The sequence below is a fragment of the Pseudomonas sp. GW821-FHT09H03 genome (assembly GCF_059415945.1).
In genome coordinates this window covers 1-23,778 of record NZ_JBWKOF010000019.1, presented here as the reverse complement: position 1 = coordinate 23,778, position 23,778 = coordinate 1, and the positions used below count along the sequence as shown (strand labels likewise).

22 protein-coding genes are annotated in these 23,778 nt (G+C 60.6%); 14 read left to right on the top strand and 8 right to left on the bottom strand.

Annotation, left to right across the window (positions count from 1 at the left end; all coding sequences use genetic code 11):
* The first annotated feature begins 1 nt into the window (after nucleotide 1).
* The 5 genes from AC07OG_RS22870 to AC07OG_RS22850 all read left to right on the top strand — a co-directional run bounded on the left by AC07OG_RS22870 (nucleotide 2) and on the right by AC07OG_RS22850 (nucleotide 3,704).
* A complete protein-coding gene (locus AC07OG_RS22870) occupies nucleotides 2-301 on the top strand; it encodes a YciI family protein (RefSeq protein ID WP_060541352.1) in 300 nt (99 codons plus the stop codon).
* Between the two features lie 110 nt (nucleotides 302-411).
* Nucleotides 412-825: an SH3 domain-containing protein gene (locus AC07OG_RS22865; RefSeq protein ID WP_060541351.1), complete on the top strand. Its 414-nt coding sequence runs from the start codon at nucleotides 412-414 to the stop codon at nucleotides 823-825.
* A 7-nt stretch (nucleotides 826-832) separates the two neighbouring features.
* Nucleotides 833-1,510: a response regulator transcription factor gene (locus AC07OG_RS22860; RefSeq protein WP_495068167.1), complete on the top strand. Its 678-nt coding sequence runs from the start codon at nucleotides 833-835 to the stop codon at nucleotides 1,508-1,510.
* 166 nt (nucleotides 1,511-1,676) lie between these two features.
* Nucleotides 1,677-2,114 carry a Spy/CpxP family protein refolding chaperone gene (locus AC07OG_RS22855; RefSeq protein ID WP_060541349.1) on the top strand — a complete coding sequence of 146 codons (438 nt, stop codon included), beginning with the start codon at nucleotides 1,677-1,679 and terminating at the stop codon, nucleotides 2,112-2,114.
* 255 nt (nucleotides 2,115-2,369) lie between these two features.
* Entirely contained in the window at nucleotides 2,370-3,704 is a 1,335-nt protein-coding gene (locus AC07OG_RS22850; RefSeq protein WP_495068166.1) for a sensor histidine kinase, read from the top strand.
* A 114-nt stretch (nucleotides 3,705-3,818) separates the two neighbouring features.
* Here the strand turns inward: AC07OG_RS22850 and AC07OG_RS22845 are convergent, their stop codons facing one another.
* Entirely contained in the window at nucleotides 3,819-4,385 is a 567-nt protein-coding gene (locus tag AC07OG_RS22845; protein WP_495068165.1) for an NAD(P)H nitroreductase, read from the bottom strand.
* A gap of 121 nt (nucleotides 4,386-4,506) precedes the next feature.
* Here AC07OG_RS22845 and AC07OG_RS22840 point away from each other — a divergent pair, with 121 nt between their 5' ends.
* Nucleotides 4,507-5,961, top strand: a complete 1,455-nt coding sequence (locus AC07OG_RS22840; protein ID WP_495068164.1) for a TrkH family potassium uptake protein — start codon at nucleotides 4,507-4,509, stop codon at nucleotides 5,959-5,961.
* Here the strand turns inward: AC07OG_RS22840 and AC07OG_RS22835 are convergent.
* Nucleotides 5,918-6,979 (bottom strand): AraC family transcriptional regulator, encoded by a 1,062-nt coding sequence (locus AC07OG_RS22835; RefSeq protein ID WP_495068163.1) that lies wholly within the window; start codon nucleotides 6,977-6,979, stop codon nucleotides 5,918-5,920. The genes AC07OG_RS22840 and AC07OG_RS22835 overlap by 44 nt on opposite strands.
* Nucleotides 6,980-7,139: 160 nt before the next feature.
* On the opposite strand from AC07OG_RS22835, the gene AC07OG_RS22830 reads away from it, so the two are divergent.
* Together AC07OG_RS22830 and AC07OG_RS22825 are read left to right on the top strand one after the other, a co-directional pair.
* On the top strand, nucleotides 7,140-7,451 hold the full coding sequence (locus AC07OG_RS22830) for an Mpo1-like protein (protein WP_060541344.1): 312 nt from the start codon (nucleotides 7,140-7,142) through the stop codon (nucleotides 7,449-7,451).
* A gap of 27 nt (nucleotides 7,452-7,478) precedes the next feature.
* Nucleotides 7,479-8,069 (top strand): HD domain-containing protein, encoded by a 591-nt coding sequence (locus tag AC07OG_RS22825; RefSeq protein ID WP_218425215.1) that lies wholly within the window; start codon nucleotides 7,479-7,481, stop codon nucleotides 8,067-8,069.
* Between the two features lie 165 nt (nucleotides 8,070-8,234).
* On the opposite strand, the gene AC07OG_RS22820 is transcribed toward AC07OG_RS22825, so the two are convergent.
* The gene (locus AC07OG_RS22820) at nucleotides 8,235-9,050 is read right to left on the bottom strand and encodes a UDP-2,3-diacylglucosamine diphosphatase (RefSeq protein ID WP_495068162.1); all 816 of its coding nucleotides are present in this window, start codon (nucleotides 9,048-9,050) and stop codon (nucleotides 8,235-8,237) included.
* A gap of 135 nt (nucleotides 9,051-9,185) precedes the next feature.
* On the opposite strand from AC07OG_RS22820, the gene AC07OG_RS22815 reads away from it, so the two are divergent.
* The gene (locus tag AC07OG_RS22815) at nucleotides 9,186-9,950 is read left to right on the top strand and encodes a helix-turn-helix transcriptional regulator (RefSeq protein WP_218425217.1); all 765 of its coding nucleotides are present in this window, start codon (nucleotides 9,186-9,188) and stop codon (nucleotides 9,948-9,950) included.
* A 71-nt stretch (nucleotides 9,951-10,021) separates the two neighbouring features.
* Entirely contained in the window at nucleotides 10,022-10,915 is an 894-nt protein-coding gene (locus tag AC07OG_RS22810) for a DMT family transporter (protein ID WP_060541340.1), read from the top strand.
* On the opposite strand, the gene AC07OG_RS22805 is transcribed toward AC07OG_RS22810, so the two are convergent.
* The 4 genes from AC07OG_RS22805 to recQ all read right to left on the bottom strand — a co-directional run bounded on the left by AC07OG_RS22805 (nucleotide 10,909) and on the right by recQ (nucleotide 15,301).
* Nucleotides 10,909-11,196 carry an Rdx family protein gene (locus AC07OG_RS22805; RefSeq protein WP_060541339.1) on the bottom strand — a complete coding sequence of 96 codons (288 nt, stop codon included), beginning with the start codon at nucleotides 11,194-11,196 and terminating at the stop codon, nucleotides 10,909-10,911. The two genes, AC07OG_RS22810 and AC07OG_RS22805, sit on opposite strands and share 7 nt — an antisense overlap.
* A gap of 66 nt (nucleotides 11,197-11,262) precedes the next feature.
* Nucleotides 11,263-12,492 (bottom strand): type IV pilus assembly protein FimV, encoded by a 1,230-nt coding sequence (locus tag AC07OG_RS22800; protein WP_495068161.1) that lies wholly within the window; start codon nucleotides 12,490-12,492, stop codon nucleotides 11,263-11,265.
* Between the two features lie 127 nt (nucleotides 12,493-12,619).
* A complete protein-coding gene (locus AC07OG_RS22795) occupies nucleotides 12,620-13,054 on the bottom strand; it encodes a MarR family transcriptional regulator (protein ID WP_060541337.1) in 435 nt (144 codons plus the stop codon).
* A 120-nt stretch (nucleotides 13,055-13,174) separates the two neighbouring features.
* Entirely contained in the window at nucleotides 13,175-15,301 is a 2,127-nt protein-coding gene (gene recQ, locus AC07OG_RS22790; protein ID WP_060541336.1) for a DNA helicase RecQ, read from the bottom strand.
* 396 nt (nucleotides 15,302-15,697) lie between these two features.
* Here recQ and AC07OG_RS22785 point away from each other — a divergent pair, with 396 nt between their 5' ends.
* The 4 genes from AC07OG_RS22785 (at nucleotide 15,698) to AC07OG_RS22770 (ending at nucleotide 19,459) form a co-directional block, all read left to right on the top strand.
* Complete coding sequence (locus AC07OG_RS22785) at nucleotides 15,698-16,285, top strand: UPF0149 family protein (RefSeq protein WP_056853071.1); 588 nt, start codon at nucleotides 15,698-15,700, stop codon at nucleotides 16,283-16,285.
* Between the two features lie 10 nt (nucleotides 16,286-16,295).
* Nucleotides 16,296-16,685, top strand: coding sequence for a YbaN family protein (locus AC07OG_RS22780; protein ID WP_218425220.1), 390 nt, complete (start codon nucleotides 16,296-16,298; stop codon nucleotides 16,683-16,685).
* A gap of 103 nt (nucleotides 16,686-16,788) precedes the next feature.
* Nucleotides 16,789-17,496, top strand: coding sequence for a cysteine protease LapG (lapG, locus tag AC07OG_RS22775; protein ID WP_495068160.1), 708 nt, complete (start codon nucleotides 16,789-16,791; stop codon nucleotides 17,494-17,496).
* A 22-nt stretch (nucleotides 17,497-17,518) separates the two neighbouring features.
* A complete protein-coding gene (locus AC07OG_RS22770) occupies nucleotides 17,519-19,459 on the top strand; it encodes an EAL domain-containing protein (protein WP_495068159.1) in 1,941 nt (646 codons plus the stop codon).
* A gap of 956 nt (nucleotides 19,460-20,415) precedes the next feature.
* Here the strand turns inward: AC07OG_RS22770 and AC07OG_RS22765 are convergent.
* Nucleotides 20,416-23,778, bottom strand: a 3,363-nt coding sequence (locus tag AC07OG_RS22765) for a beta strand repeat-containing protein (protein WP_495068158.1), incomplete at its 5' end; no start/stop codon positions are given.

The window sequence follows — 23,778 nt, the reverse complement described above, 5'->3', positions numbered from 1 at the left end:
CATGCTTTACGCAATTATTGCCACAGACGTCGCCAACTCCCTGGAAGCCCGCCTGGCCGCACGACCTGCGCACCTTGAGCGTCTGCAGGTTCTCAAGGGCGAAGGCCGCATTGTACTGGCCGGCCCGCACCCGGCGGTCGACAGCAATGATCCAGGCGCAGCGGGTTTCACCGGCAGCCTGATCGTTGCCGAGTTCGATTCCCTGAGCGCCGCAAAGGACTGGGCCGACGCCGACCCGTATATCGCTGCAGGCGTCTACGCCAATGTTCTGGTCAAGCCGTTCAAGCAAGTCCTGCCGTAATTTTTCCCCTCGCGATGAACCTTATGGGTTCATCGCGCTCTCAATCGCTCATCATTCCCGTTTGCCGGCCGACAAACTGCCCAATACTTGTATTGGAACCAGGAGTCGCGATGCGCAAAGGTCCGTTGTGTCTGATGTTGGTCACGTTGTCGGTCGTGGCGCCCGCCCACGGTGAAGAAAGCGACGAAGGCGGCAATTCAACGCCGCTGTCTCTGAGCGCTGGCAGCCAGATCAACGAGTTGCAACAGCGCTTGAAAGAAAGCGAACGGCAACGAGAAGATCTGAGCAAACAATTGCAAACTGCCGATGGTGAACGTGAAAGCGCCCTGCTGGCCCGGTTGCGCCAGGACAATCAGCGCCTGAAACTGCAACTCAAGGAAATCCAGGCCAGCAACCCGCTGCCACGCTTGTTGACCGACCAGCAACAATGGTTCGTCATCGGCGCCGCAGTAGCACTGACAGCTCTGCTGTGCGGTATTTTCGCCAGTGGGGCCAATCGAAGACGTCGACAATGGCTAAATTGAGTGAGTCATGAGCGAGCTGTTACTTATTGATGATGACCAGGAGCTGTGCGAGCTTCTGGTCAGTTGGCTGAGCCAGGAAGGTTTTCAGGTACGCGCCTGCCATGACGGCCAGAGCGCCCGTCGGGCGCTGGCCGAAACCTCCCCGGCGGCAGTGGTGCTGGACGTGATGCTGCCCGACGGCAGCGGCCTGGAACTGCTCAAGCAACTGCGCAGCGATCACCCGGACTTGCCGGTGTTGATGCTTTCCGCCCGGGGCGAACCCCTGGACCGTATCCTCGGCCTGGAACTTGGTGCCGACGATTACCTGGCAAAACCCTGCGACCCGCGGGAACTGACTGCTCGCTTGCGTGCGGTGCTGCGCCGCAGTCACCCCGCGGCGGTGTCCAGCCAGATCGAACTGGGCGACTTGTGCTTCAGCCCGGTGCGCGGCGTAGTCAGTATCGACAACCAGGAATTCACCCTCACCGTCTCCGAAAGCCGTATTCTGGAAGCTTTGCTCAAGCAGCCCGGCGAGCCCCTGGACAAACAGGAACTGGCGCAAATCGCCCTCGGCCGCAAGCTGACCCTGTACGACCGCAGCCTGGACATGCACGTCAGCAACCTGCGCAAAAAGATCGGCCCGCACCCTGACGGGCGTGCGCGTATCGTCGCCTTGCGTAGCCGTGGTTACTACTACAGCCTCTAAAACCTGACTCTGACACTACGCGGTCCCTACAGGATTCGTCAGTTTTGTCAGCTCGATGGAAAGCCGTCTTTACCTAAGCTTTACGCTTCGCTGACCGCGGCTGACCTTGATCTGCGTAATCTGAACTCATCCGGAACGTACCGGGAATGAGACAAGGAGATACACCATGCGCAAGACTCTTATCGCTCTGATGTTCGCTGCTGCCCTGCCGACCGTTGCCATGGCCATGCCTGAAGGCGCGGGCCCGATGGATGGTGCGCACCACGGCGGTCAGATGCACGGCATGCACGGTAAAGGCCCGTACAGCCAACTGGACCTGAGCCGCGAACAGCGCGAGCAGATCCGCAAGATCATGGGCGAGCAGATGCATGAGCGTAAGCAACTGGTCGACAAGTACCTGGAAAAACTCTCGCCGGCCGACCAGAAAGCCCTGAAAGACGAGATGGCGGCCAAGCACCAGAAAGCCGAAGCCGACGTCCGTGCCCTGTTGAAACCGGATCAACAGAAGAAATTCGACGAAATCCAGAAAAAACGGGCTGAACGTCGCGCAGAATGGGCCGAATTCAAAGCGTGGAAAGCGCAACAGCCGCAAAAAGCGCAATAATGCATTAACACCGGACCCGACGGTTCACACCTTGGGGTCTGACGCCATTTAAAATGTCCAAGCAAGCCAGTGTGGCGAGGGGGCTTGCCCCCGTTCGATTGCGCAGCAATCGCAAAAATCTGCCAACATTTTGCGATTCAAGGCTGACGACTTTTGTGGGGGGGCTACGCCCCCCAACGGGGGCAAGCCCCCTCGCCACACAAGCTCGCTCCACACTGGTCTCCAACATAGATCCGGTTTTTTCGAGGATTTTCTGTGCGTTCACTGTTCTGGCGAATCCTGGCCAGCTTCTGGCTGGCCATCGCTCTGGTCGCAGGGCTTTCCATACTGCTCGGGCACATGCTCAACCAGGACGCGTGGATCCTCAGTCGCCACCCCGGCCTCAACACCCTGGCCGAACAATGGACGCAAACCTATGAATCCCAGGGCGAGGAAGCCGCCCAGGCCATTCTTGAGCAGCGCAAGCGCGATTATCACTTCGACGTTCAGGTGCTCAACGAAAGCGGCGACCCGGTGGTGCGCGGCACCTTCCCACGGCGCGCTGCGGCATTTGAAGCCAGGCAGAACAGCGACGACCGGCGCCTGCCCTGGCGGCGTCTGACCGATGAGTACACCAGCGAAAAAACCGGTGACACCTACCTGCTGATCTATCGCATCCGCCATCCGGAACTGGATGCATGGCACCGTGAAAGCCTGCTGTGGCCGCTCAGTGCACTGGGGATCGCCTTGGTGGTACTGACCCTGTTCAGTCTGCTGGTGACCTTTTCCATCACCCGCCCGCTCAGCCGCCTGCGCGGTGCGGTGCACGACCTCGGGCAAACCACCTATCAACAGAACAGTCTGGTCAAACTGGCCAGTCGCCGGGACGAGTTCGGCGTCCTGGCCAACGACTTCAACCGCATGGGCGCACGCCTGCAAAGTCTGATCGGCAGCCAGCGGCAATTGCTGCGCGATGTGTCCCATGAACTGCGCTCGCCCCTCGCCCGTCTGCGCATTGCCCTGGCCCTGGCGGAACGGGCCGGTCCGCAGGAACGGGAACAACTCTGGCCGCGCCTGACCCGCGAATGCGACCGGCTGGAGGCGCTGATCAGCGAAATCCTGGTGCTGGCACGGGTCGATTCCGATAATGCCAGTGCTGAACCGGTCGACCTCAATGCGCTGCTGGGCAACCTGCAAAAGGATTCACAACTGGGTTCGCCGGAGCAAAGCGTCGAACTGAAGGCCGAGCCGCAGCTGAATCTCACCGGCTGGCCGACCATGATTGAGCGGGCGGTCGACAACCTGCTGCGCAACGCCCAGCGCTTCAACCCGGTGGGGCAGGCAATTGAGATGCAGGCTTCGCGGCAGGGCGAGCGAATTGTGGTCAGCGTGCGCGACCATGGGCCTGGCGTCGGGAAAGAGTATTTGAATCAGCTAGGGGAGCCGTTCTATCGAGCCCCCGGCCAGACAACCGCAGGGCATGGCCTGGGCCTGGCCATCGCCCGGCGGGCGGCGGAGCGCCATGGCGGCAGCCTGGTGCTGGCCAATCATCCGGAAGGCGGCTTCATCGCCAGCCTGGAATTGCCATTGGTACCTGGCACTATCGTTTAACCCTGATCCCTTGTGGGAGCGGGCTTGCTCGCGAATGCGGTGTGTCAGCCGCATTCATCGTTATCTGACACACCGCATTCGCGAGCAAGCCCGCTCTCACAGGGAATTGTGGGCTTAGCGACTACCTGGCCAGGCGCTGACAAACTCGGCCAGATCAACCTTCTCCGCCACCCGCGGTTCTTTCTGCGGCGTGCCAAGGTACAGAAACGCAATCACCTCTTCCCCTTCGGCCAGTCCCAACCCCTTGGCCACGTGCGGCGAATAGGCCAGATCACCGGTACGCCACACCGCGCCGATACCCTGCGCATAGGCGGCCAGCAAAATCCCGTGGGCCGCACAGCCGGCTGCCAACAGTTGCTCGGACTTCGGATACTTGACGTGCTCCTGCACCCGCGCGATCACGACCACCACCAGCGGTGCCCGCAGAGGGCCGTTTCGCGCCTTGTCGATCGCCGCTTCAGTGACTTCGCCGTCCTGCAACTTCGCCGCTTGGGCGAGCAACTCGCCCATTTGCTCGCGCGCTGCGCCTTCTACAGTGAGGAAACGCCAGGGCTGCAAGTGGCCGTGATCCGGTGCACGCATGGCAGCGGCAAACAGCACTTCGCGCTGCTCGGCGGTGGGGGCCGGATCGAGCAGTCGGGGAACGGAAACACGGTTGAGCAAAGCGTCGAGAGCCTGCATCGGCCACCTCCAGAAAAAATTGTGCAGCTATTCTAGCTGTAACTACCGTTGCAGTGCGGTTTACATGGCCTGCCTCGCGGGTAGAATGGCGCCCTTCCCTATTTCAGCCCGAGCGGACTTCATGGCGTTGCCGACCTTACGGATCATTGGTTTCATCATCGGCATCTTCCTGATCACCCTGGCGATCGCCATGGTCGTGCCCATGGCCACGCTGGTCGTTTTTGACCGCACCAGCGACCTGCCTTCGTTCCTCTGGGCGAGCATGTTTACCTTTGTTGCCGGGCTTGCGCTGGTCATACCGGGGCGTCCCGACCATGTGCACCTGCGTCCGCGGGACATGTACCTGCTGACCGTCAGCAGTTGGCTGGTGGTGTGTATCTTCGCCGCGCTGCCGTTCCTGTTGACCCAGCACATCAGCTACACCGACTCTTTCTTTGAAAGCATGTCCGGCATCACCGCCACGGGGGCGACCGTGCTCACGGGCCTGGACAATATGTCCCCGGGCATTCTGATGTGGCGCTCATTGTTGCACTGGATCGGCGGCATCGGCTTTATCGGCATGGCGGTCGCGATCCTGCCACTGCTGCGCATCGGCGGCATGCGGCTGTTTCAGACCGAGTCGTCGGACCGCTCGGAAAAGGTCATGCCCCGCTCACACATGGTGGCGCGCCTGATCGTGGTGGCCTACGTCGGCATCACCATTCTCGGCAGCCTGGCGCTCTGGTGGGCCGGGATGAGCCCCTTCGATGCCATCAACCACGCGATGTCAGCCATTTCCACCGGCGGCTTTTCCACCTCCGACCAGTCCATGGCCAAGTGGACTCAACCCGCCGTGCACTGGGTGGCGATCGTCATCATGATTCTTGGCAGCCTGCCGTTCACCCTGTACGTGGCGACCATGCGTGGCAACCGGCGTGCTCTGATCAAGGACCAGCAGGTACAAGGCTTGCTCGGCATGCTGCTGGTCACCTGGCTGGTGCTCGGCACCTGGTACTGGTGGACCACCCAGCTGCACTGGCTGGAGGCTCTGCGGCACGTGGCGTTCAACGTGACTTCGGTGGTCACCACCACCGGCTTCGCCCTGGGGGACTACAGCCTGTGGGGTAACTTCTCGCTGATGTTGTTCTTTTATCTGGGTTTTGTCGGTGGTTGTTCCGGTTCGACAGCCGGTGGTATCAAGATTTTCCGTTTCCAGGTCGCTTATATCCTGCTCAAGGCCAACCTTAACCAGCTGATTCACCCCCGCGCGGTGATCAAGCAGAAGTACAACGGGCACCGCCTCGATGAAGAGATCGTGCGCTCGATCCTGACCTTTTCATTTTTCTTCGCCATCACCATCTGCGTGATCGCATTGTTGCTTTCGCTGCTTGGCGTCGACTGGATGACCGCACTCACGGGCGCGGCCAGTACCGTTTCCGGTGTCGGCCCCGGGCTGGGCGAGACGATAGGCCCGGCGGGCAATTTCGCCACTCTGCCGGATGCCGCCAAGTGGATTCTCTCGTTCGGCATGCTGCTCGGCCGACTGGAGATCATTACGGTGTTCGTGCTGTGTATTCCGGCGTTTTGGCGTCACTGACAACCGCTGGCGCCTGCATCAGCCGCATCCGGAACTCACCGGGTGTGGCGTCGAACCAGCGCCGGAATGCACGAAAGAAATTGCTCGGATCGGCAAACCCCAGCAAATAGGCGATCTCCAGCAGGGTCATACTCGGCTGTGCGAGGTATTGCTCGGCCAGTTCACGTCGGGTGTCGTCGAGCAGGATCTGAAAACTCGTGCCCTCTTCCTGCAAGCGGCGCTGCAAGGTGCGCTGGGACAGGTGCAACGTCTGTGCCACGGTGTCGCGCTTGGGCTCGCCCTGGGGCAACAGTCGACACAGCACCTGTCGCGCCTTGTGGGTCACCCGGCTTTCGGAAAAGCGTGCCAGGTATTCACCGGCAAACCGGTCATGCAGCAACGCCATGGCCTCGTTTGCAGTCGGTAGCGGTGCTTCCATGTCCGCACGTTCGAAAATCAGCGCATCGTAAGGCGCACTGAACACCAGCGGCGCATGGAAGGCAAGTTTGTACGGTTCCGGATTGGCCGGTTCGCTGCCCTGAAACATGACTTTTCGCGGTTGCAGCGTACGCCCCGTCAACCAGCCGCACAGCGCCAAGGCACAGGCCAGCGACGCTTCGGCGCTTTGTCGGGTGGGCGGCAGGTGATCGCCGTGGACCGTCAGAATCAGCGCGTAACCCTCATCCACCAGGCGAAAACTCAAATCGGCGCTTTCAGCAATGATCCGCTGATAGCGCACCAGCCGCTCGAAACCTGCGGCCAGGGTCTGGCTGGACATCAATGCATAACCGGCCACATGGAAAGAGGCCGGGCGCACTACCTTGCCCATGTTCAGGCCAATGGCCGGGTTGCCGGACAACTCGACCGCACGTTGCCACAGCCGCGTCATGGAATCTTGCGTGAAGCGCGCATCCGGATCGTCCAGTGCCGCGTAGTCGAGCCCTAGCTGTCTAAACAGAACCCGGCAGTCCAGGCCCTCCATCTCCAGCGCTTTTACAATCCCCATCGCCCAGCTTGCAGAAGTCGTTCGTTCGCTCATGGCGGTTACTGTCTGGTTGTGCCGTCTGACGCGGCTGATTTGCGAAGGATACTAAAGTGGCGCCTATTGTCACTGGCTGGCACCAATGATCACTCTAGACTCAAATAAGCTTCCCGCAGAACAACTTGCCGTCAGAACAATAACCACAGAGATCGCAGTCGTGGAAAACATCAAACGATTCAACAGCTTCGCTGAGTTCTACCCGTACTACCTCAGCGAACACAGCAACAGTACCTGCCGACGATTGCACTTTATCGGCACCACCCTGGTCATATTTATTCTGGCGCTGACCATTGGCCGTGGTGCATGGACGCTGTTGTGGATCTTGCCAGTGGCAGGCTACAGCTTTGCCTGGGTCGGACATTTCTTCTTCGAGAAAAACCGCCCGGCAACCTTTCAACATCCCCTCTACAGCCTGCTCGGTGATTTCGTCATGTACCGGGACATGATTCTGGGGCGTGTTCCGTTCTAGTCACCCTGCGTCACAAGAGAACTGCCGATGAATGCCACCGCCGGTTTCACCCACATGAAGGATGGCACGCAGGAAGACTGGGCGATCATCGCCGCAGACTTCAGTGCCTACGCCCGACAATTGCCGACGCGGATTGTCGCGCACCTGAAGCTGCTGGAGGGTGATTTTGGCGGTTTCCCGGTCGATCGTCTGACCCACTCCCTGCAAACAGCCACCCGTGCCTGGCGCGATGGCCGCGACGAGGAATATGTGGTCTGCGCCCTGCTCCACGACATTGGCGATACCCTGGGTTCCTACAACCATCCGGACATTGCGGCGGCGATCCTCAAGCCGTTCGTCAGTGCCGAGAACCTATGGATGGTGGAGAAACACGGGATTTTCCAGGGCTACTACTTCTTTCATCACCTGGGCATGGACCGGCATCTGCGTGAGCAATTCAAGGATCACCCGCAGTATCAGGCGACCGTCGAGTTTTGTGCGAAGTACGATGCGGCGGCGTTTGATCCGGCGTACGACACACTGGCGTTGAGTTTCTTCGAGCCGATGATGGAACGCGTGTTTGCGCAGCCGAAGAATTCGATCTACAAGGCGGCGATGGAAGAACACGCGCCGGCGTGATTCGTTCAAACGGTCCGACAGGTTTTGCGATGTCGACTGTGCTGCCGTCTTCGCGGGCAAGCCCGCTCCCACAGTGATTTGTGTCGTATGCAGATTTTGAGTTCAACACGCAACCCTGTGGGAGCGGGCTTGCTCGCGAAGAGGCCCGCCGAAACACAACACCCCTCAAACCGGTTCTGCAACGTTCCCTGTTTTCAACTGCACCTCCCGCGCCTGGGCATCCGCCAACCGATACAACTCGATCGATCCATCCCAGTGCTCGATCAACGCCGTGCAGGACTCCACCCAATCCCCGCAGTTGAGGTAGTCCACCTCGCCGACCTTGCGGATCTCGGCATGGTGAATATGCCCGCACACTACCCCGTGCAGTTCGCGCTTGACGCATTCGTGGGCGATGGCTTCCTCGAAGTCGCTGATAAAGCTCACCGCCGTTTTCACCTTGTGCTTGAGGTACGCCGACAGCGACCAGTAGCCGTAGCCATACCGGGCGCGCCAATGGTTCAGCCAGCGATTGAGGGTCAGGGTGAATTCGTAGGCTGAGTCGCCGAGAAAGGCCAGCCAGCGATGGTAGCGGGTGATTACATCAAACTGGTCGCCGTGGATGACCAGGAGATGACGACCATCGGCGGTGACGTGCACGGCTTCGTCCACCAACTGGATATTGCCCAGAATCAGCTTCGAATAACGGCGCAGGAATTCGTCGTGGTTGCCGGTGACGTAGATCACCTCGGTGCCGCGCTTGCTCATGGTCAACAGGCGGCGGATCACGTTGGTGTGAGCCTGGGGCCAGTACATGCCGCCACGCAGTTTCCAGCCGTCGATGATGTCGCCGACCAGATAGATCCTGTCGGCGTGATAACCCTTGAGAAACTGCGACAGGTGTTCCGCCTGACAATCCCGGGTGCCCAGGTGCACGTCGGAAATCCATAAGGTCCGCACACGTTGCTTACGGGTGGGTTTGGCGAGCTCGGCGCTGGTCATGGGCAACCCTCTGGGCAAGTTTCGCCAATTTTGCTGCGACCCGGTTAATGCGCCATGACAGCGTCAAGTCAGTCTTGTGACAGCGATTTCGGCCGAGCCCGGTGTAGACTGGCAACCTGATCCGGGAGAGCTTCGATGAGACCGATCCTCACGCTACGCCAATACAGCCAGGACCTGATCGTCCACAGCCACGACCACGCGCAATTGGTGTTCGGGTTGTCGGGTGCGCTGGATTTCGAGGTCGACGGCCGGGGCAGTCAGGTGGTCCAGCAGAGTTTTTTGGTGGTGCCGTCCGGTGCTCACCATGCGTGCGGCAGCGCCAATGGCAGCCGTTGCCTGGTGCTGGATGTGCCCGATGATCAATGGGTTGCCGAGTCATTGGGCGATCACGCTGAATCGAGCCGCCGCTTGCTCGACACCGCCGGCCGGCTGGCCCTGGATGCCGGGCAAAATCAATTGGTCAATTGGCTGGCGAGCAGCCCGGTCGATGATCCGCTGATTGCGCAACAAGGTGCGGTGCTGCTGCTGGCCAGCCTCAACCATGCCAGGCCCGACGCCATCGGCGGTCGACGCTTGCCCTATGCGGCATTGAATGCGCACATCGACCAGTACGCGGCGTATCCATTGCAAGTGGCTGACCTGGCCCGTGTCGCAGGCCTCTCCAGCGCTCGTCTGCATGCACGATTCATGGCCGAATGCGGGCAGACACCGATGGATTACATCCGCAGTCGGCGCCTGCACCGGGCCGTGGAAATGTTGCGTGACTCAGCGCTGCCCATCGGCGAGATCGCCGTTCGCGTCGGATACAGCTCGCAAAGTGCCTTTGCAGCGGCTGTGCTTCGCGAATTCGGGGCATCGCCGGGCAAACTGCGACGCGAGGCTGGCGACAAAAAGCGCTAGTTTGCCGACAGACTTGGTGATTGGTTACGCGCTTCAATGATGCATCTGTTCGTTTGTCATCAAGGAATGCAATGACTCCCCGTACCGCCCTCGGCGCCCTGCACATCGGCGCACTCATGTTCGGCCTGACCGGAGTGTTCGGCAAGCTCGCCGCCGCTTCGCCGGCGATCATCGTTTTCGGCCGTGCCGCCTTCGCGGTGCTGGCGCTGGCGTTTTTCGCCCGGTTCGCCAGCCAGACTCGCTGGCAGCCCCTTGCCGCCGTGGACAGGCGCCGCCTGTTGCTCAGCGGTTTGTTGCTGGCCGGGCACTGGGTGAGCTTCTTCATAGCCGTGAAGGTTGCGGGCGTGGCGATTGCGACCCTGGGCTTTGCCAGCTTCCCGGCGTTCACGGTGATCCTCGAAGGCTTGATCTTCCGCGAGCGGATTCGCGCCAACGAAATACTGCTGGTAGTACTGGTGAGCGTCGGGCTGGTGCTGGTCACACCTGACTTTGACCTGGCCAGCGGTGCCACCACCGGCCTGCTATGGGCGATAGCCTCCGGCCTGCTGTTCGCCTTGCTGTCGCTGACCAACCGCGCCAGCTCCGGGAGAATCCCGCCGGTGCAGGCAGCCCTGTGCCAGAACGTGGTAGTCGCCCTGTGCCTGCTGCCGGTCGCGGCCCCCCAATTGAGCGAAGTGCGCGCCCTCGACTGGCTGTGGATCGGCCTTCTCGGCGTGTTCTGCACCGGGGTTGCCCATAGTTTATTCGTCGCCAGCCTCGCCGTGATCAAGGCGCGCACCGCCGCCGTGGTGTTTGCCCTGGAGCCGGTTTACGGCATCACCGTGGCTTGGCTGCTGTTCGATGAAAACCCGACCGTACGCATGTTGATCGGCGGTGCATTGATCATTGTGGCGATCGTGGTCTCCAGCAGGCTCGCCGGCAGCTCCAGCAAAAAGGCCGTTGCCGCGGAAGCAGCTTCTCACTGAGTACGGTCGTTGTGCCCCAGGTCGCGGTCCGGATCGATTTGATCGCGGACCCGCTGCTTGAGCACCTTGGCTTCAGGAAAACCGCCGTCGGCCTTGCGCTCCCAGATCTGCACACCGTCACAGAAAACATGAAAAACCCCGCCAGTGCCCGGCACGAGGGAGACTTTACCCAGATCGTCAGTGAAGGTACTGAGCAGTTCCTGGGCCAGCCAGGCCGCGCGCAATAACCATTGGCATTGCGAGCAATAGGTGATGACGATTTCCGGTTTGCTTGCAGTCATGATGAGGTCAGATTCCAGAATCCCAGGACGCGACCATGATAGCCCGGCCAGCAGCGCTTGAGCGGTTCACCTGCGGGCATCGCCTGCTGCGCCCGGTTCAAGGTTCAGTGAGTCCAGGCTTAAAGGTTCAAGGCTCAGCGACAGGCCGGCAATGTCGACTCGGCCAACCTTGGGTGACTGCTGGGCAGATTCAGGGCTCTGACTGGTATGCATGGACAGGTCATCCAGGTTCAATTGATATTCTTCGTCCGGGCACGTATCGGGTATTGCCACCGGGGTCGCAGCGACCACCGTCGTAACCACCGGGCTGCAAAGGCCCTGCTTCGCAATGCTGCTGCGAATGTCCTGCAGGCTCTGCTCGTTGAACGCCGTTTCGGTAAAACCCCGGTCATTGTCTGCATGGTTTGAAGCATCCCCCCATAGCAATGGTGCCGCTGGTTCAGGGTGAGTTCGTTGGCGCTGACGACGAATCAACCAGGCCAGCATCAGCAACGCCACAATTGCCGGCATGCCGACCATCAGCCGCCAGTCCGTCGAGGGGGGTTGAGCGATGACAGTAGCGGCTCCCGCCGCCTCCCTGAGTTCCAGCCATTGGGTGTGCAGTTCGGCCAGCTGCTTTTTCTGCTCGACGATTTGCTCGTCCTGACCCTCAAGCCTGGCATTGAGCTTATCGATGGAGGCTTGCAGCTGCCGGTTGTGCAGATCAATTTCGGCCAGTTGTCCGGCAGAGGAGTCGGCCATGGAGGCTTGCGTCGATGGAACGGGGCCCGCACTCGTGGTCGCAGTCTTTGTCCTCGCCGGCGGGACAGTGGCAGGTTGCACGCTCGGGAAGGCGGACGACGGGGTAACCGGTTCCTCATCGGCCGGAACAATGTCCGCAGAGCCCGGCGGATCAATCAGGACCGTGTATTCACGCAGCAACCGCCCGTTGGGTTGGTTGAGCTGCACAAGGAAATTCAGGAAAGGTTCATTGACCGGTTTGCTCGATGTCACCTGGATCAGGCGGCGATTGCCCCTCAGGATCGGGGTGAACTTCAGGCTGCTGAGGAAGGCCGCCCGCTCGACGCCCGCGCGGCTGAACTCCTCTGCGGACGCGAGACTGACCGTCAGCTCACTCTGCTCAAGGCCGGCGGCATCCACCAGGGCAATATCGGCGCGAAATGGCTGGTTCAGCGCCGAATGCAGGGTGATCTCACCCAGGCCCAGCGCGGGCGCCAACGCCGAATAAGTGACAACGCCTCCAGCCAGAAAAAACCGCGCACAACTGCGCAATACCAACTGCCAACTCTTGAGCATGAGCATCCCTTGGAGAACCAGAACCAACCGGCACGTGTTTGTGCATCCGGTACGAACACGTTTTTGCCGAGTAGTTCTTATAGTCCGCCCAACAGACCTTCTCAAAAGCCTGGCGGTTGGTTATGCCTCAAGGTTTTTCAAGGTTGCCCAGGATGTGCCCGTGAACTCGCATGCAGACCGCCAGATCCGCCTCGTCGACGCCGGCGAACAGTTCGAGGCGCAACTGCGTGGCAATGGTTTCAATTTGTTCGATCAGGGGGCGCGCCGGAGCACAGAGGACGATTTTCTTCGCCCGGCGATCTTCCAGCACCGATTGGCGTTGCACCAGGCCCTGGCCTTCAAGGCTATCGAGCAAACGAGCCAGGGTCGGCCCTTCGACGCCCACGCTTTGTGCCAGCTCGCGTTGGGTCGGTGCTTCGTCGAAGCGCGCCAGGTGCAACAGCACCAGCCAGCGCGCCTGGGACAGCCCGAGGCCGGCCAGACGACGGTCCAGTTCGGCACGCCAGCCGCGCGACATCTGGGCCAGTTGCATGCCAAAGCGGTGTTGATCGGTTAACGGCATAAAACACTCATGGTTAGACTGAAAATAGAGAAATACTAATTATTAGTCAGCTAAGCATGAGCCTTGCCTGTAGGCAAGGCTTGATCTGTACTGAATCGTTACATCATCAGCACAGTTTTCTCAAATCTCGAACTCCGACTGCAAGGCAGCCCGCACGCAATACAAAACCCCTTCCGGCACCCGGCCCGCGAACTGCGCGGCGATCTCGGAAACCGGAGGCAATTCGCCTTCGCCGTCGAGGAAGGCGTCCTGGACTTCGCCCAGCAAGTCTTCGGGCAGATCCAGGGCCTGTTCGAGCGACAATTGCTGCTTGCCGATCGCCTCCGCAAGCATGGTGTAGACGTTCTTTTCCGAGCATTGCAACTGCCCGGCGATCTGCAGCGGAGTCATGCCGGCCCGAGCCAGGGTGATCATCTCGTGGCGCACATCGGCCACCACTTTCGGCGCTTCGACCTGACCACCGAGGACTTCGAGGAAGGCCTGGCCATAACGTTCCAGCTTGCGTGCGCCGACGCCACTGACCCGGGCCATTTCCGCCAGCGAGGTCGGCTGGCTGCGCAACATTTCAAGCAGGGTCGAGTCGGGAAAAATGACGTACGGCGGCACGCCATGTTCCTCGGCGAGTTTGCGCCGCAGGGCGCGCAAGGCTTCCCACTGTTCGCGCTCTTCGCCACGGACCAGTTGGCTGGCCTGGCTCTTGCTGCTTTTCACCGAGGTCTGCGCCTTGAGGTCGCGTCGCAGTTCCAGGGTAACTTCGCCTTTGAGCAGCGGCCGGCAGCTGTCGCTCAAGCGCAAGCCGCCGTAGCCTTCCAGATCGATGTCGGCCAGGCCACGCGCCACCAACTGACGGAACAATGAGCGCCATTCGCCCTCGGCCATGGCCTTGCCAACACCAAAGACCGACAGGTGCTGATGGCCGATGCCGCGCACCTTCTCGTTGTCCTTGCCCAGCAATACATCCACCAGATGGCCGACGCCATAGCGCTGGCCGGTGCGGTAGATCGCCGAAAGCGCCTGGCGCGCAGGCTCGGTGGCGTCCCAGGTCTGCACGCCATCGACGCAGTTGTCGCAGTGGCCGCAGGGCTCGGGCATGTCTTCGTCGAAATAGGCCAGCAGGGTCTGACGGCGGCAGCGTGTCTCTTCGCACAGCGAGAGCATGGCATCGAGCTTGTGCTGCTCCAGACGTTTGTGGCGCTCATCGCCTTCGGAGTTCTGCAACATTTGCTTGAGCATCACCACGTCCTGAAGGCCATAGGCCATCCAGGCATCCGCCGGCAGGCCGTCACGGCCACCACGCCCGGTTTCCTGGTAATAGGCTTCCAGGGATTTGGGCAGGTCGAGGTGGGCGACGAAGCGTACGTTGGGCTTGTCGATGCCCATGCCGAACGCCACGGTGGCGACCATGATCAGGCCTTCCTCGTTGAGGAAGCGCTTCTGGTGGTAGGCACGCAGATCATTAGGCAGCCCGGCGTGGTACGGCAGCGCCGGGAAACCCTGCTCGCTGAGGAATGCTGCGACCTCCTCGACTTTTTTGCGCGACAGGCAATAAACAATGCCGGCATCGCTGCGCCGTTCGGCGAGGAAAGCCAGCAACTGCTTGCGTGGCTGTTCCTTGGGCACGATGCGATAAAAGATGTTCGGCCGGTCAAAGCTCGACAGGAAACGCTCGGCATCCTGCAGGTGCAGACGGGTGACGATTTCCTCGCGGGTGCGCTTGTCGGCGGTGGCGGTCAGGGCGATGCGCGGCACGTCGGGGAACATTTCCGCCAACTGGCCCAACTGCAGGTATTCCGGGCGGAAATCATGCCCCCATTGCGACACGCAGTGCGCTTCATCGATGGCGAACAAGGCAATATTCAGCCCCTGCAGGAAGGCCAGCATGCGTGGCTGAACCAGGCGCTCGGGGGCGAGGTAAAGCATTTTGACTTCGCCGCGCTTGATGCGGGCCGCAAGGTCGCGCTGTTGCTCGGCGCTGAGGGTGGAGTTCAATGCAGCGGCAGCCACCCCCAGCTCTTCGAGGGTGGCGACCTGGTCGTCCATCAACGCGATCAACGGCGACACCACCACCGCCAGGCCATCGCGCAGCAGCGCCGGGACCTGGAAGCACAGGGACTTGCCGCCGCCGGTAGGCATCAGCACCAGGGCATCGCCGCCACTGGCCACGCGCTCAATGATTGCACCCTGGCGGCCACGGAAACTGTCGTAGCCGAAGATGTCCTTGAGGACGCGTTGAGCCTGTTCGAGCATAAAAACTCCAAAAATCACCGAAACATCCCTGCAAGGCTGGTTCAGAACCCGCAACACTGCACCGACAAATCGTAAGTGCACATTGCATGACGCTTCACATTTCAGCCGTGAAGCCAGCAGGGCATCACAAAACGCGCGAGTATACCCGAGGCCTCCCTTGCGCAGGGCACCGCTGATAAGACACAGCCCATGGAACACCAAAACTGTGGGAACGAGCCTGCTCGCGATGGACGGCAACGATGACGCGGGCTGTCTGAAGGCCCGCGGTGTCTGGACGTTTTTCGCGAGCAGGCTCGCTGCTACAGGGAATACGCTGCAAATATGCCGCGCGGCTGGCCTGAGCGCTCAAGAAGGCCTAGAATTCCCGCATCGAACATTCCCCAAGGTAGTCCTTTAATGTCCTTCGCTGAGCAACTAACCCGCCTGCAAGTCTTCCTCGACGCCGACGAACTGCATGACGAGGCGCTGGACTACGTGGCCGCCCACGGTTACCTCACCGCCCTGTCGATCTGTTCCGAAGTCGTTCCGGACCGTGAATGGATCGATGCGCTCTTCGCCGAAGAGCCGCACTACAGCAGCGAAGCCCAGCGCGAAGAAATCGAAGCCACGCTGATCGGCCTCAAGGCTCACATCGCCCGCCAACTGGCCTCCGATGAAGAGTTCGAGCTGCCGTGCGACCTGGACCTGGGCGAAGACCCGGATGATTCGGAACTGCGCGGCTGGTGCATCGGTTTCATGGAAGGCGTGTTCCTGCGCGAAGAAGCCTGGTTCGAAACCGCCGAAGACGAAGTCAGCGAAATGCTGCTGCCGATCATGGTCGGCTCGGGTCTGTTCGACGAGCAGCCAGAGTTCTCCGACATCGCCGCAGACGCCAATCTGATGGACGACATGATCGTGCAGATCCCGGAAGCCCTGACCGCGCTGTACCTGCTGTGCAATGCGCCAGACGAAAAACCGGCGATCCTCAAGCCACGTCACCACTAAGGTTCTGCCTATGGACAACCCCATAGGCAACCGCTCCCTGATGTTGCGCTACGTGCTGCTGGCCATCGGCTGGCTGAGCGTGGCATTGGGGGTGATCGGAATTTTCCTGCCGGTGCTGCCCACCACCCCCTTCCTGCTGCTGGCGGCCGCTTGTTTCGCCCGCAGTTCGCCACGTTTCTATCAATGGCTGGTGGGTCATCCACGACTTGGCCCGTGGATACGCGACTATCTCGACGGTCATGGCATTCCGCTCAAAGGCAAGGTCTACGCCATTGGCCTGATGTGGCTGAGCATTCTGTTTTCCTGCTATCTGGTGCCGTTGCCATGGGCACGGGGCTTCATGCTGACCAGTGCGGTGCTGGTAACCCTCTACATCCTGCGGCAGAAAACCCTGCGTTAGGAGCTTCCGCTGGAGGCGATCTTTTGCCTTGTTGCCGACGATCTGCCCTGCCCCGCTTCAAACACCACCTAGACTTCACCAATCCGCACTCGAGCAGCCAGGCATGTTCCGCAGTCCGCGTAGTCCAGGAAGGTCAACGCCCCGACTTCGGCTCGGCGGATCGCTGTTGCTGGCGGGATTGCTGTTGTTCGGGCTTGGCACTGTCCGGGCCAACTGGGACTTTGCGCAGATTCTGCTATCGGCCGAAAAACGCTACGGCTCCCTGGGTCCGGCGCGCGCGCGGATCGAAGCCTGGAGTCATATGCTCAATGAAGAACGCAGCGCGGATGAGCGCGAACAACTCAATGCGGTCAATCGCTTCTTCAATCAGCAACTGAATTTTCAGGACGATACTCGCATCTGGCGCCAGACCGACTACTGGGCCACCCCAGTGGAAGCCCTGGTCCGGGGTGCCGCCGACTGCGAGGATTATGCGCTGGCGAAATACTTCAGCCTGCGCCAGCTCGGTATCCCCAGTGAAAAACTGCGTATCACCTACGTCAAGGCGCTGGCTCAGAACCAGGCGCACATGGTGCTGACCTTCTACAGCAGCCCCACGGCCGACCCTCTGGTTTTGGATAACCTGATCGGCGACATCCGCCCCGCCTCCCAACGTAAAGACCTGCTGCCGGTATATGCCTTCAACGCCGAAGGCTTGTACCTGCCAGGCAAGAACGGCGGTCAACGCAGCAGCGACTCGAAAAAACTGTCGCGCTGGCAGGACGTGCTGAAAAAAATGCAAGCCGAAGGGTTCGATGTAGGCGACGGTTAGTCGCACCTGCAAGGAGCGTTTCATGACTTTGCGCAATCAACTGTTTCTGGCCATCTGCCTGTTTTTGCTGGTGGCCTTCAGCGGCAGCTTTTTTGTCAGCCTGGAAAGCTCTCGCGAGCAGACGCTCAGCCAATTGCGTGCCCACGCCCAGGATGCCGCTACCGCGCTGGGCCTGTCATTGTCCGCGCAGCCCGATGATCCGGCCAGGATGGAATCGATGGTCAGCGCGTTCTTCGACAGTGGCTACTTCAGCAGCATCCGCATCATCGACATCGCGAATGAGCAAACGCTGCTGGAGCGCAGTGCACCGGCGAAATCGGCCCATGTGCCGCGCTGGTTTATCCGCCTGGTCAAGCTGCGCCCCGAAGGTGGTGATGCCCTGATCATGCGCGGCTGGCAACAGGCTGCACGCATCGAGGTGGTGAGCAATCCGCAATTTGCCCTGGACAAACTCTGGGACAGCACCGTCGGCAGCCTGATTTGGTTGCTGTTGTGCGGTCTGCTCAGCGCGGTGATCGGCGGCTGGATGTTGCGCCGACAATTTCGCCCGCTCGACAAAATGGTCCGTCAGGCCGAAGCCATCAGCAAACGCGAGTTCCTCAGCCAGTCCAAGCTGCCGCGCACTCCGGAGTTGAAACGGGTGGTGCTGGCCATGAATCAGATGGTGGAAAAGCTCAAGGGGCTGTTTGCCGAAGAGGCCGTTCGCAGTGAACAACTGCGCGCCGAATCCTACCTGGACAGCCTGACCCAACTGGCTAACCGGCGCTTGCTGGATGAGCAACTTGCCGACCAATTGCAGGTATGCGAACAGAGCCGCGACGGTCATTTGCTGATGCTGCGGATCAACGATTTGGCCGGCCTGAACCAGCGTCTGGGTGGCCAAGGCACCGACGAGTTGATCGGCGCAGTCGCAGAGTTGCTCAAGCGTCTAACCCAGTTGCCTGAGCGCCGTACCTGGCTGGCGGCGCGAAACCGGGGGGGTGAGTTCAGCCTGCTGGCGCCGGGCCTGGACATCCCGGGCGCCGCTCGCCTAGTGGCCGAGATCAGCGTCACCCTGGAAAACATGCGCCTGACCGGTGCCAGCGACTGCATGCCGGTCGCCCATCTGGGCATCGTTGCCTACCATCCAGGTGAAGCTGCCGGCGATGTATTGCTGCGCCTCGACCAGTCGCTGACCGAGGCCGCGCAGCACCCCGAGCGGCCCTGGGTTCAACTGCGCCACAGCGACAGTATGGTCAACCATTCACAGCACGAATGGCGGACCTGGATCGATGACGCGCTGACCCAAGGCAAACTGCAGCTGTATTTCCAACCGGTGGTGCAATGCTCGGATACCCGCCAGGTACTGCATCACAAAGTACTCGCGCGCCTGCTCGATCCCGAGGGCGAGGCAATTGCAGCCGGACATTTCCTGCCCTGGATCGAGCGCCTCGGCTGGTCAGCGCGTTTCGATCTGGCGATGCTCGAGGCGACACTGGATTACCTGGTGATCAACCGCTGGCCGCTGGCTTTGAGCCTGTCCGGCAGCACGCTGCGCGATCAGGCGCAAGTACGGCAAATCGTCGACCTGCTGCAATCGCTTCCGGAACTGGCGCCGTTGCTGACGCTGGAAATCGACGAGCGCCAACTGCCGTCCCCACAAGAGCTGCAACGTCTGACCCATAGCGTGCTCGACACGGGTTACAGCATTGGTCTGCAACACTTCGGTGGGCGTTTCAGCCAGATCGGCAACATCACCCAACTGGGACTGGCTTACCTGAAAATCGATGGTGCCTACGTTCGCAGCATTGACCAGCAACCGGACAAGCGATTGTTTATCGATGCCATCTTTCGCGCGACCCACAGTATCGATCTACCGCTGATTGCGGAGATGGTCGAGACCCAGGGCGAATTGGAGGTCATTCGGGAACTGGGCATATTCGGCGCGATGGGACGCCTGATCGGAGCGCCGGAGCCGATGTGATTCTTGCAGGTTAATCGCGTCAGCGCTCATCGAAGGCAAGCCACACTCCTGCAGATCTACGCCATCTTGTGTGCGTGGCTGGCCCGCGAAAGCGATTTGATATTCAACGGCGACAGTGACTGCCCCCAGCTTTCGCGAGCAAGCCGGCACACTGATGAACTGCGTACACCAGCAGGAGATGGGTTGGCTGTCAGGCCGCCTTCGCTAGCAAGCCAGCTCCCACCATTGGATCCTGGTGTATCCGAGAGAGATTGGTCGGCTGGCAGGCCGCCATCGCAGGCAAGCCAGCTCCTACAATTTGAACTGTGTGCATCAGCAAGAGATTGGTCGGCTCGTAGGCCGCCTTCGCTGGCAGGCCAGCTCCCACAGGGATTGGGGGCAACCTGGAGCTTAGGTCGGCTGTCAGGCCGCCATCACTGTCAGGCCAGTTCTCACAGAAGAGCAAAAGCAAAGTTGCGCACACCCGCCGCCGCTCTTCACCACTCAACAGGCCGAGCGTTAGCTCGCCTGCAGCTTTTGATCTTGATCCACCCGCCCCTTCGGGAGGCTGAGTGGAGGTGTTCATCCGGGGGGTAGGCGCGCAGCGCCGTTCGACGAAGTCGAACACATCGAGAGGAGGTCGAAGCGAAGCCGACCGGAGGCGATGCCCCCGAATGGACACCGGAGCGAAGGAACGCCGAGCCTAAGCGAGGGGCCGGACGCTGGGGCAAGCATTTTTGGTTACTTTTAAGGCGTTTGTTAAAAGTGACTCGCCGTAAGGGCGAAACCATAAGCCGCCGTTACCGCAGCAACGGATATGTACTCAGTCAGTTGAGGGATTGCCCTCAACCATAGAATCTCCCACAGTTGAACCGGGCACAACTGGAAGGGATTGGTTGGCTGAGTCCCACAGTTGAGATCGCAACCTGCCGCAACGTTGCAACAGGCTGCGATTCTTTGCGCTTAGCCCCCCTTATTCACACCGTATCCACCTTCAACGAATGATCATTGAGCATGCCGTTGATGATGGTCGCGGTATCCGCCCCGGCCACCACTCCACCTGCCCCCGGCGTCACGCCGTAGTAGCTGGCCAGGTTGACGCCGGTCAGGTCGATGGTCTGGTTCGACGCGGCGCCGGCCATGGCGCTGACATCGATACTGGTGGTCACGGCTGCGCCGCTGCCAGTGACCGTGAAGTGCAGATAGTCATCCAGCGAGGCCGATGTGCCGTTCTCCCCTTGCAGCAGTTGCGACAGGTCGAGCTTATCGGTGCCAGGGGTGAAGTCGGAGATGACGTCATGGCCGCTGTTGCCCTTGAGCCACTGGAAGGTATCTGCCCCGGCCCCACCGGACAGGCTATTGTTGCCCAGACCACCAATCAGCAGGTCATCGCCACCGCCGCCACTGAGCACATCGTTGCCCAGGCCTCCGGTAATCACGTTGTTACTGTTATTGCCGGTCAGGGTGTCATTGAAGTTGGAACCGGCAAGGTTTTCGATACCCGTCAGGATGTCTGTACCCGCGCCGAGCGTATTTTGCGCAACAAGCGTACCGAGGTTCACCGTCACGGCGGCGGTGGCATGGGCATAGCTGGCAGTGTCGCTGCCGGTTCCGCCGTCGAGTACGTCGTTGCCCGGGCCGCTGTAGAGCAAGTCGTTGCCGGCATCGCCGTGCATTTCATTGTTGCCCGAGCCGCCGGTCAGCACATCGTTGCCGTCCCCGGCATTGATGATATTGGTGCCAGTGCCCGCCACCAGCACGTCATCTCCACCGGTGCCAGTGAGCGTCTGGCCTTCCTGATAGCTGATGGTCACAGCCGCACTGTCACTGCCGCCGTGGCTGTCGTTGGCGGTGTAAGTGCCGTGATAATCCGGCGTGGTCTGGGCTCCGGCGTAGTTGACTGTCATGGTCAATACATAGTCTTCGGCATCGTTGACACCACTACCACTCGAGCCATTGGGCGTATTGATGAGATGGATCTGGTAGATCCCATCCGCAGCCGCGGTAATGGTCTGGCCGTCGGCGATGCCAATGTAGCTCCCGCCGTCGATCGAATACTCCATGCCGATCTGCCCGGTCGCCTGGTCGTGATTCAGGTTGAGAGTTTCGCCCTTCTTCAGGTGGACGGTGATGCGGTCTTCATCGTTGGCATTAGAGCCGGAGATCTGGCCAAGGTAACCGGTGACCAACAATACCGCCGTCATGGTCGAGCCATTGACCTTGAAAGAATTGCGGACATTGGCGAGGTTCTGGTTGAGCGGGTTATTGGCGTTGCTGCCAGTGAAAGAGACAGCACCGGAGCCCGTGAAGTCCGCGCCTTTGGCTTTCCATCCGGTGTCGAAGCTGGTTGGTGATGCATTGAGCGGGTCGCCATTGGCGTCGGTGTCGTTGGCCAGCAGCAGTTCACCCGGCACCACGATGTTGCCCGACAGCACGTTGGTGATGATGTTATCGTCCATCGCCACAGGTGGTGCGTTAGGAATCACTTTGATGGTCAGGTTCGAGCTGGCGAGATCGCCGTCATTGTCGCTGACGGTGTAGCCGATGTTCTCGGTGAGCACTACCGATGTGGTTTTCTGCGAGATGTAGGTGTAGTCGCCGGTGTCGAGGTTGATCAGCAAGGTGCCGCTGTTGTTGGTAGCGATACTGAGGGAGTTGCTGGCGGTAATGAAGGTGCCGTTGTTGGCGCCGCCGCTGAAACTCAGGGAGCCCTGATTGCTGTTGCCGTGCGGGTCATAGGTGTACGTGGTGCCGTCCACCGTGATGGTCTTGATGAAACCACCGTCGGCACCGAATGTACCGCCCTGGCCCAGCAGCGAACCGGTGACCGGCGCGCCGACCACGGTACCGGACAGTACCGAGTTGAGCTGATTGAGGTCGGTGACCACCACGCCATTGGTATTGGTGTGGCTGATGCCGTCATAGGACAGCGGATCAAGGTTGGCGTTGCTCACGCCGCTGCCCAGGCCGATCGCGTAGTTCTTGATGTTGTTGGCATCGAGGAAGGTTTTGAGCGAGGCCTCGTCAGTGGTGCCAATCTCCTGTCCGCTGGTGGGTTTGCCGTCGGAGAAGAAGTAGCCGACGTTCTGCGCTCCGGTGAGTTTGCCCGAGGTGTTGAACGCCGTTTTCATCATCGCCACGGCCGCGTCGTAGTTGGTACCGCCGTCCGCTATGAGGCCGGCGAGCAGCGATTTGGCGGTTGCCACATCGGTCCACACCGAAGTCCTGTCAGTGGCGCTGCTGCTGAAGGTGACGAGCTGCACTTTCACATCGCCGAGGTCGTCGTACTTGTCGAGCAAGGCGCTGATCGCCTGCTTGGCCAGGGCCAGCCGCGACAGGCCCGGTACGCCGGAAGGGTCGACCATACTGCCGGAGACATCGAGCACGATCAGCAGATTGGAGTCGATCTCCACCGCCGTCACCGAACGATCCGAAGCCACTGCCTTGGGCACGTCGTCGACGATGTTGACCACTATGGTGCTGGTGGTGCTGTTGCCTGCCGCATCGGTGGCTTTGTAGGTGAAACTTTCGCTGAGGGTGTTTGGGCCGTCGTTGGCGTTTGGCGAAGTGCTCGCTGGTTTGGTCAGGGTGTAGGTGTAGCTGCCGTCGGCGTTGAGCAGGATTTGCCCGTAACTGCCGGTTGCGCTGCCGACCAGGGTATAGGTGATCGCCCCGCTGGCACCGGTGACCGAGCCAACCAGCGTGCCGGACGCGGTTTCTCCGGTGTTGCCCGGATCGCTGCCGATGACTGTGCCGGCCGCCAGGTCCAGGCCGCCCTTGCTCAGGTCCAGGGCTTTTTCGTAAACGGTCACGTCAGTGTCCACAACGGCTTTGATATTGCTGTTGGCCACATCGATGGTGATGGTGGTGGTGCTTTCGTCGCCGTCACCGTCACGAATGGTGTACGTGAAGGTATCCGTAGCCCCCGCAGCCCCGACCGAGTTCGGGTTGCTGTGATAGACCGCGTTACCCGCCGCATCCAGCGTCAAGTAACCGTAAGTACCGTTGATGTTGCTGTTGAGTCCGCCTATGGCTGATGTCGAGGTGTTGGCGCCGGCACGCACGCCGACCACCGCTCCACTGGCAGCAGCGCCGTCTGCACCGGTGGCGTCGTTGAGCAACACGTTGCTGCTGACGATATTACCTTCGATTACCGAGCTCGTGTCGGCTTTGGCCAGCGGCAAGTCGTCGACGATGTTGACGTTGATCTGCCCGGTCGCACTGTCGCCGTCGGTGTCGGTAGCGACGACGCTGAAGTTCTCTACGACGCTGTTGGCGCCATTGGCGTTCGGGTGGGTTTCGTTATCGACCAGGGTGTAGCTGTAGCTGATCACGCCCGT

Bases quoted from the DNA above. Each gene is read 5' to 3' on its own strand.
- AC07OG_RS22870 (WP_060541352.1), top strand. From the start codon at position 2: ATGCTTTACGCAATTATTGCCACAGACGTCGCCAACTCCCTGGAAGCC.
- AC07OG_RS22865 (WP_060541351.1), top strand. From the start codon at position 412: ATGCGCAAAGGTCCGTTGTGTCTGATGTTGGTCACGTTGTCGGTCGTG.
- AC07OG_RS22860 (WP_495068167.1), top strand. From the start codon at position 833: ATGAGCGAGCTGTTACTTATTGATGATGACCAGGAGCTGTGCGAGCTT.
- AC07OG_RS22855 (WP_060541349.1), top strand. From the start codon at position 1,677: ATGCGCAAGACTCTTATCGCTCTGATGTTCGCTGCTGCCCTGCCGACC.
- AC07OG_RS22845 (WP_495068165.1), bottom strand. From the start codon at position 4,385: ATGCAGGCTCTCGACGCTTTGCTCAACCGTGTTTCCGTTCCCCGACTG.
- AC07OG_RS22840 (WP_495068164.1), top strand. From the start codon at position 4,507: ATGGCGTTGCCGACCTTACGGATCATTGGTTTCATCATCGGCATCTTC.
- AC07OG_RS22835 (WP_495068163.1), bottom strand. From the start codon at position 6,979: ATGAGCGAACGAACGACTTCTGCAAGCTGGGCGATGGGGATTGTAAAA.
- AC07OG_RS22825 (WP_218425215.1), top strand. From the start codon at position 7,479: ATGAATGCCACCGCCGGTTTCACCCACATGAAGGATGGCACGCAGGAA.
- AC07OG_RS22820 (WP_495068162.1), bottom strand. From the start codon at position 9,050: ATGACCAGCGCCGAGCTCGCCAAACCCACCCGTAAGCAACGTGTGCGG.
- AC07OG_RS22815 (WP_218425217.1), top strand. From the start codon at position 9,186: ATGAGACCGATCCTCACGCTACGCCAATACAGCCAGGACCTGATCGTC.
- AC07OG_RS22810 (WP_060541340.1), top strand. From the start codon at position 10,022: ATGACTCCCCGTACCGCCCTCGGCGCCCTGCACATCGGCGCACTCATG.
- AC07OG_RS22805 (WP_060541339.1), bottom strand. From the start codon at position 11,196: ATGACTGCAAGCAAACCGGAAATCGTCATCACCTATTGCTCGCAATGC.
- AC07OG_RS22800 (WP_495068161.1), bottom strand. From the start codon at position 12,492: ATGCTCAAGAGTTGGCAGTTGGTATTGCGCAGTTGTGCGCGGTTTTTT.
- AC07OG_RS22795 (WP_060541337.1), bottom strand. From the start codon at position 13,054: ATGCCGTTAACCGATCAACACCGCTTTGGCATGCAACTGGCCCAGATG.
- recQ (WP_060541336.1), bottom strand. From the start codon at position 15,301: ATGCTCGAACAGGCTCAACGCGTCCTCAAGGACATCTTCGGCTACGAC.
- AC07OG_RS22785 (WP_056853071.1), top strand. From the start codon at position 15,698: ATGTCCTTCGCTGAGCAACTAACCCGCCTGCAAGTCTTCCTCGACGCC.
- AC07OG_RS22780 (WP_218425220.1), top strand. From the start codon at position 16,296: ATGGACAACCCCATAGGCAACCGCTCCCTGATGTTGCGCTACGTGCTG.
- lapG (WP_495068160.1), top strand. From the start codon at position 16,789: ATGTTCCGCAGTCCGCGTAGTCCAGGAAGGTCAACGCCCCGACTTCGG.
- AC07OG_RS22770 (WP_495068159.1), top strand. From the start codon at position 17,519: ATGACTTTGCGCAATCAACTGTTTCTGGCCATCTGCCTGTTTTTGCTG.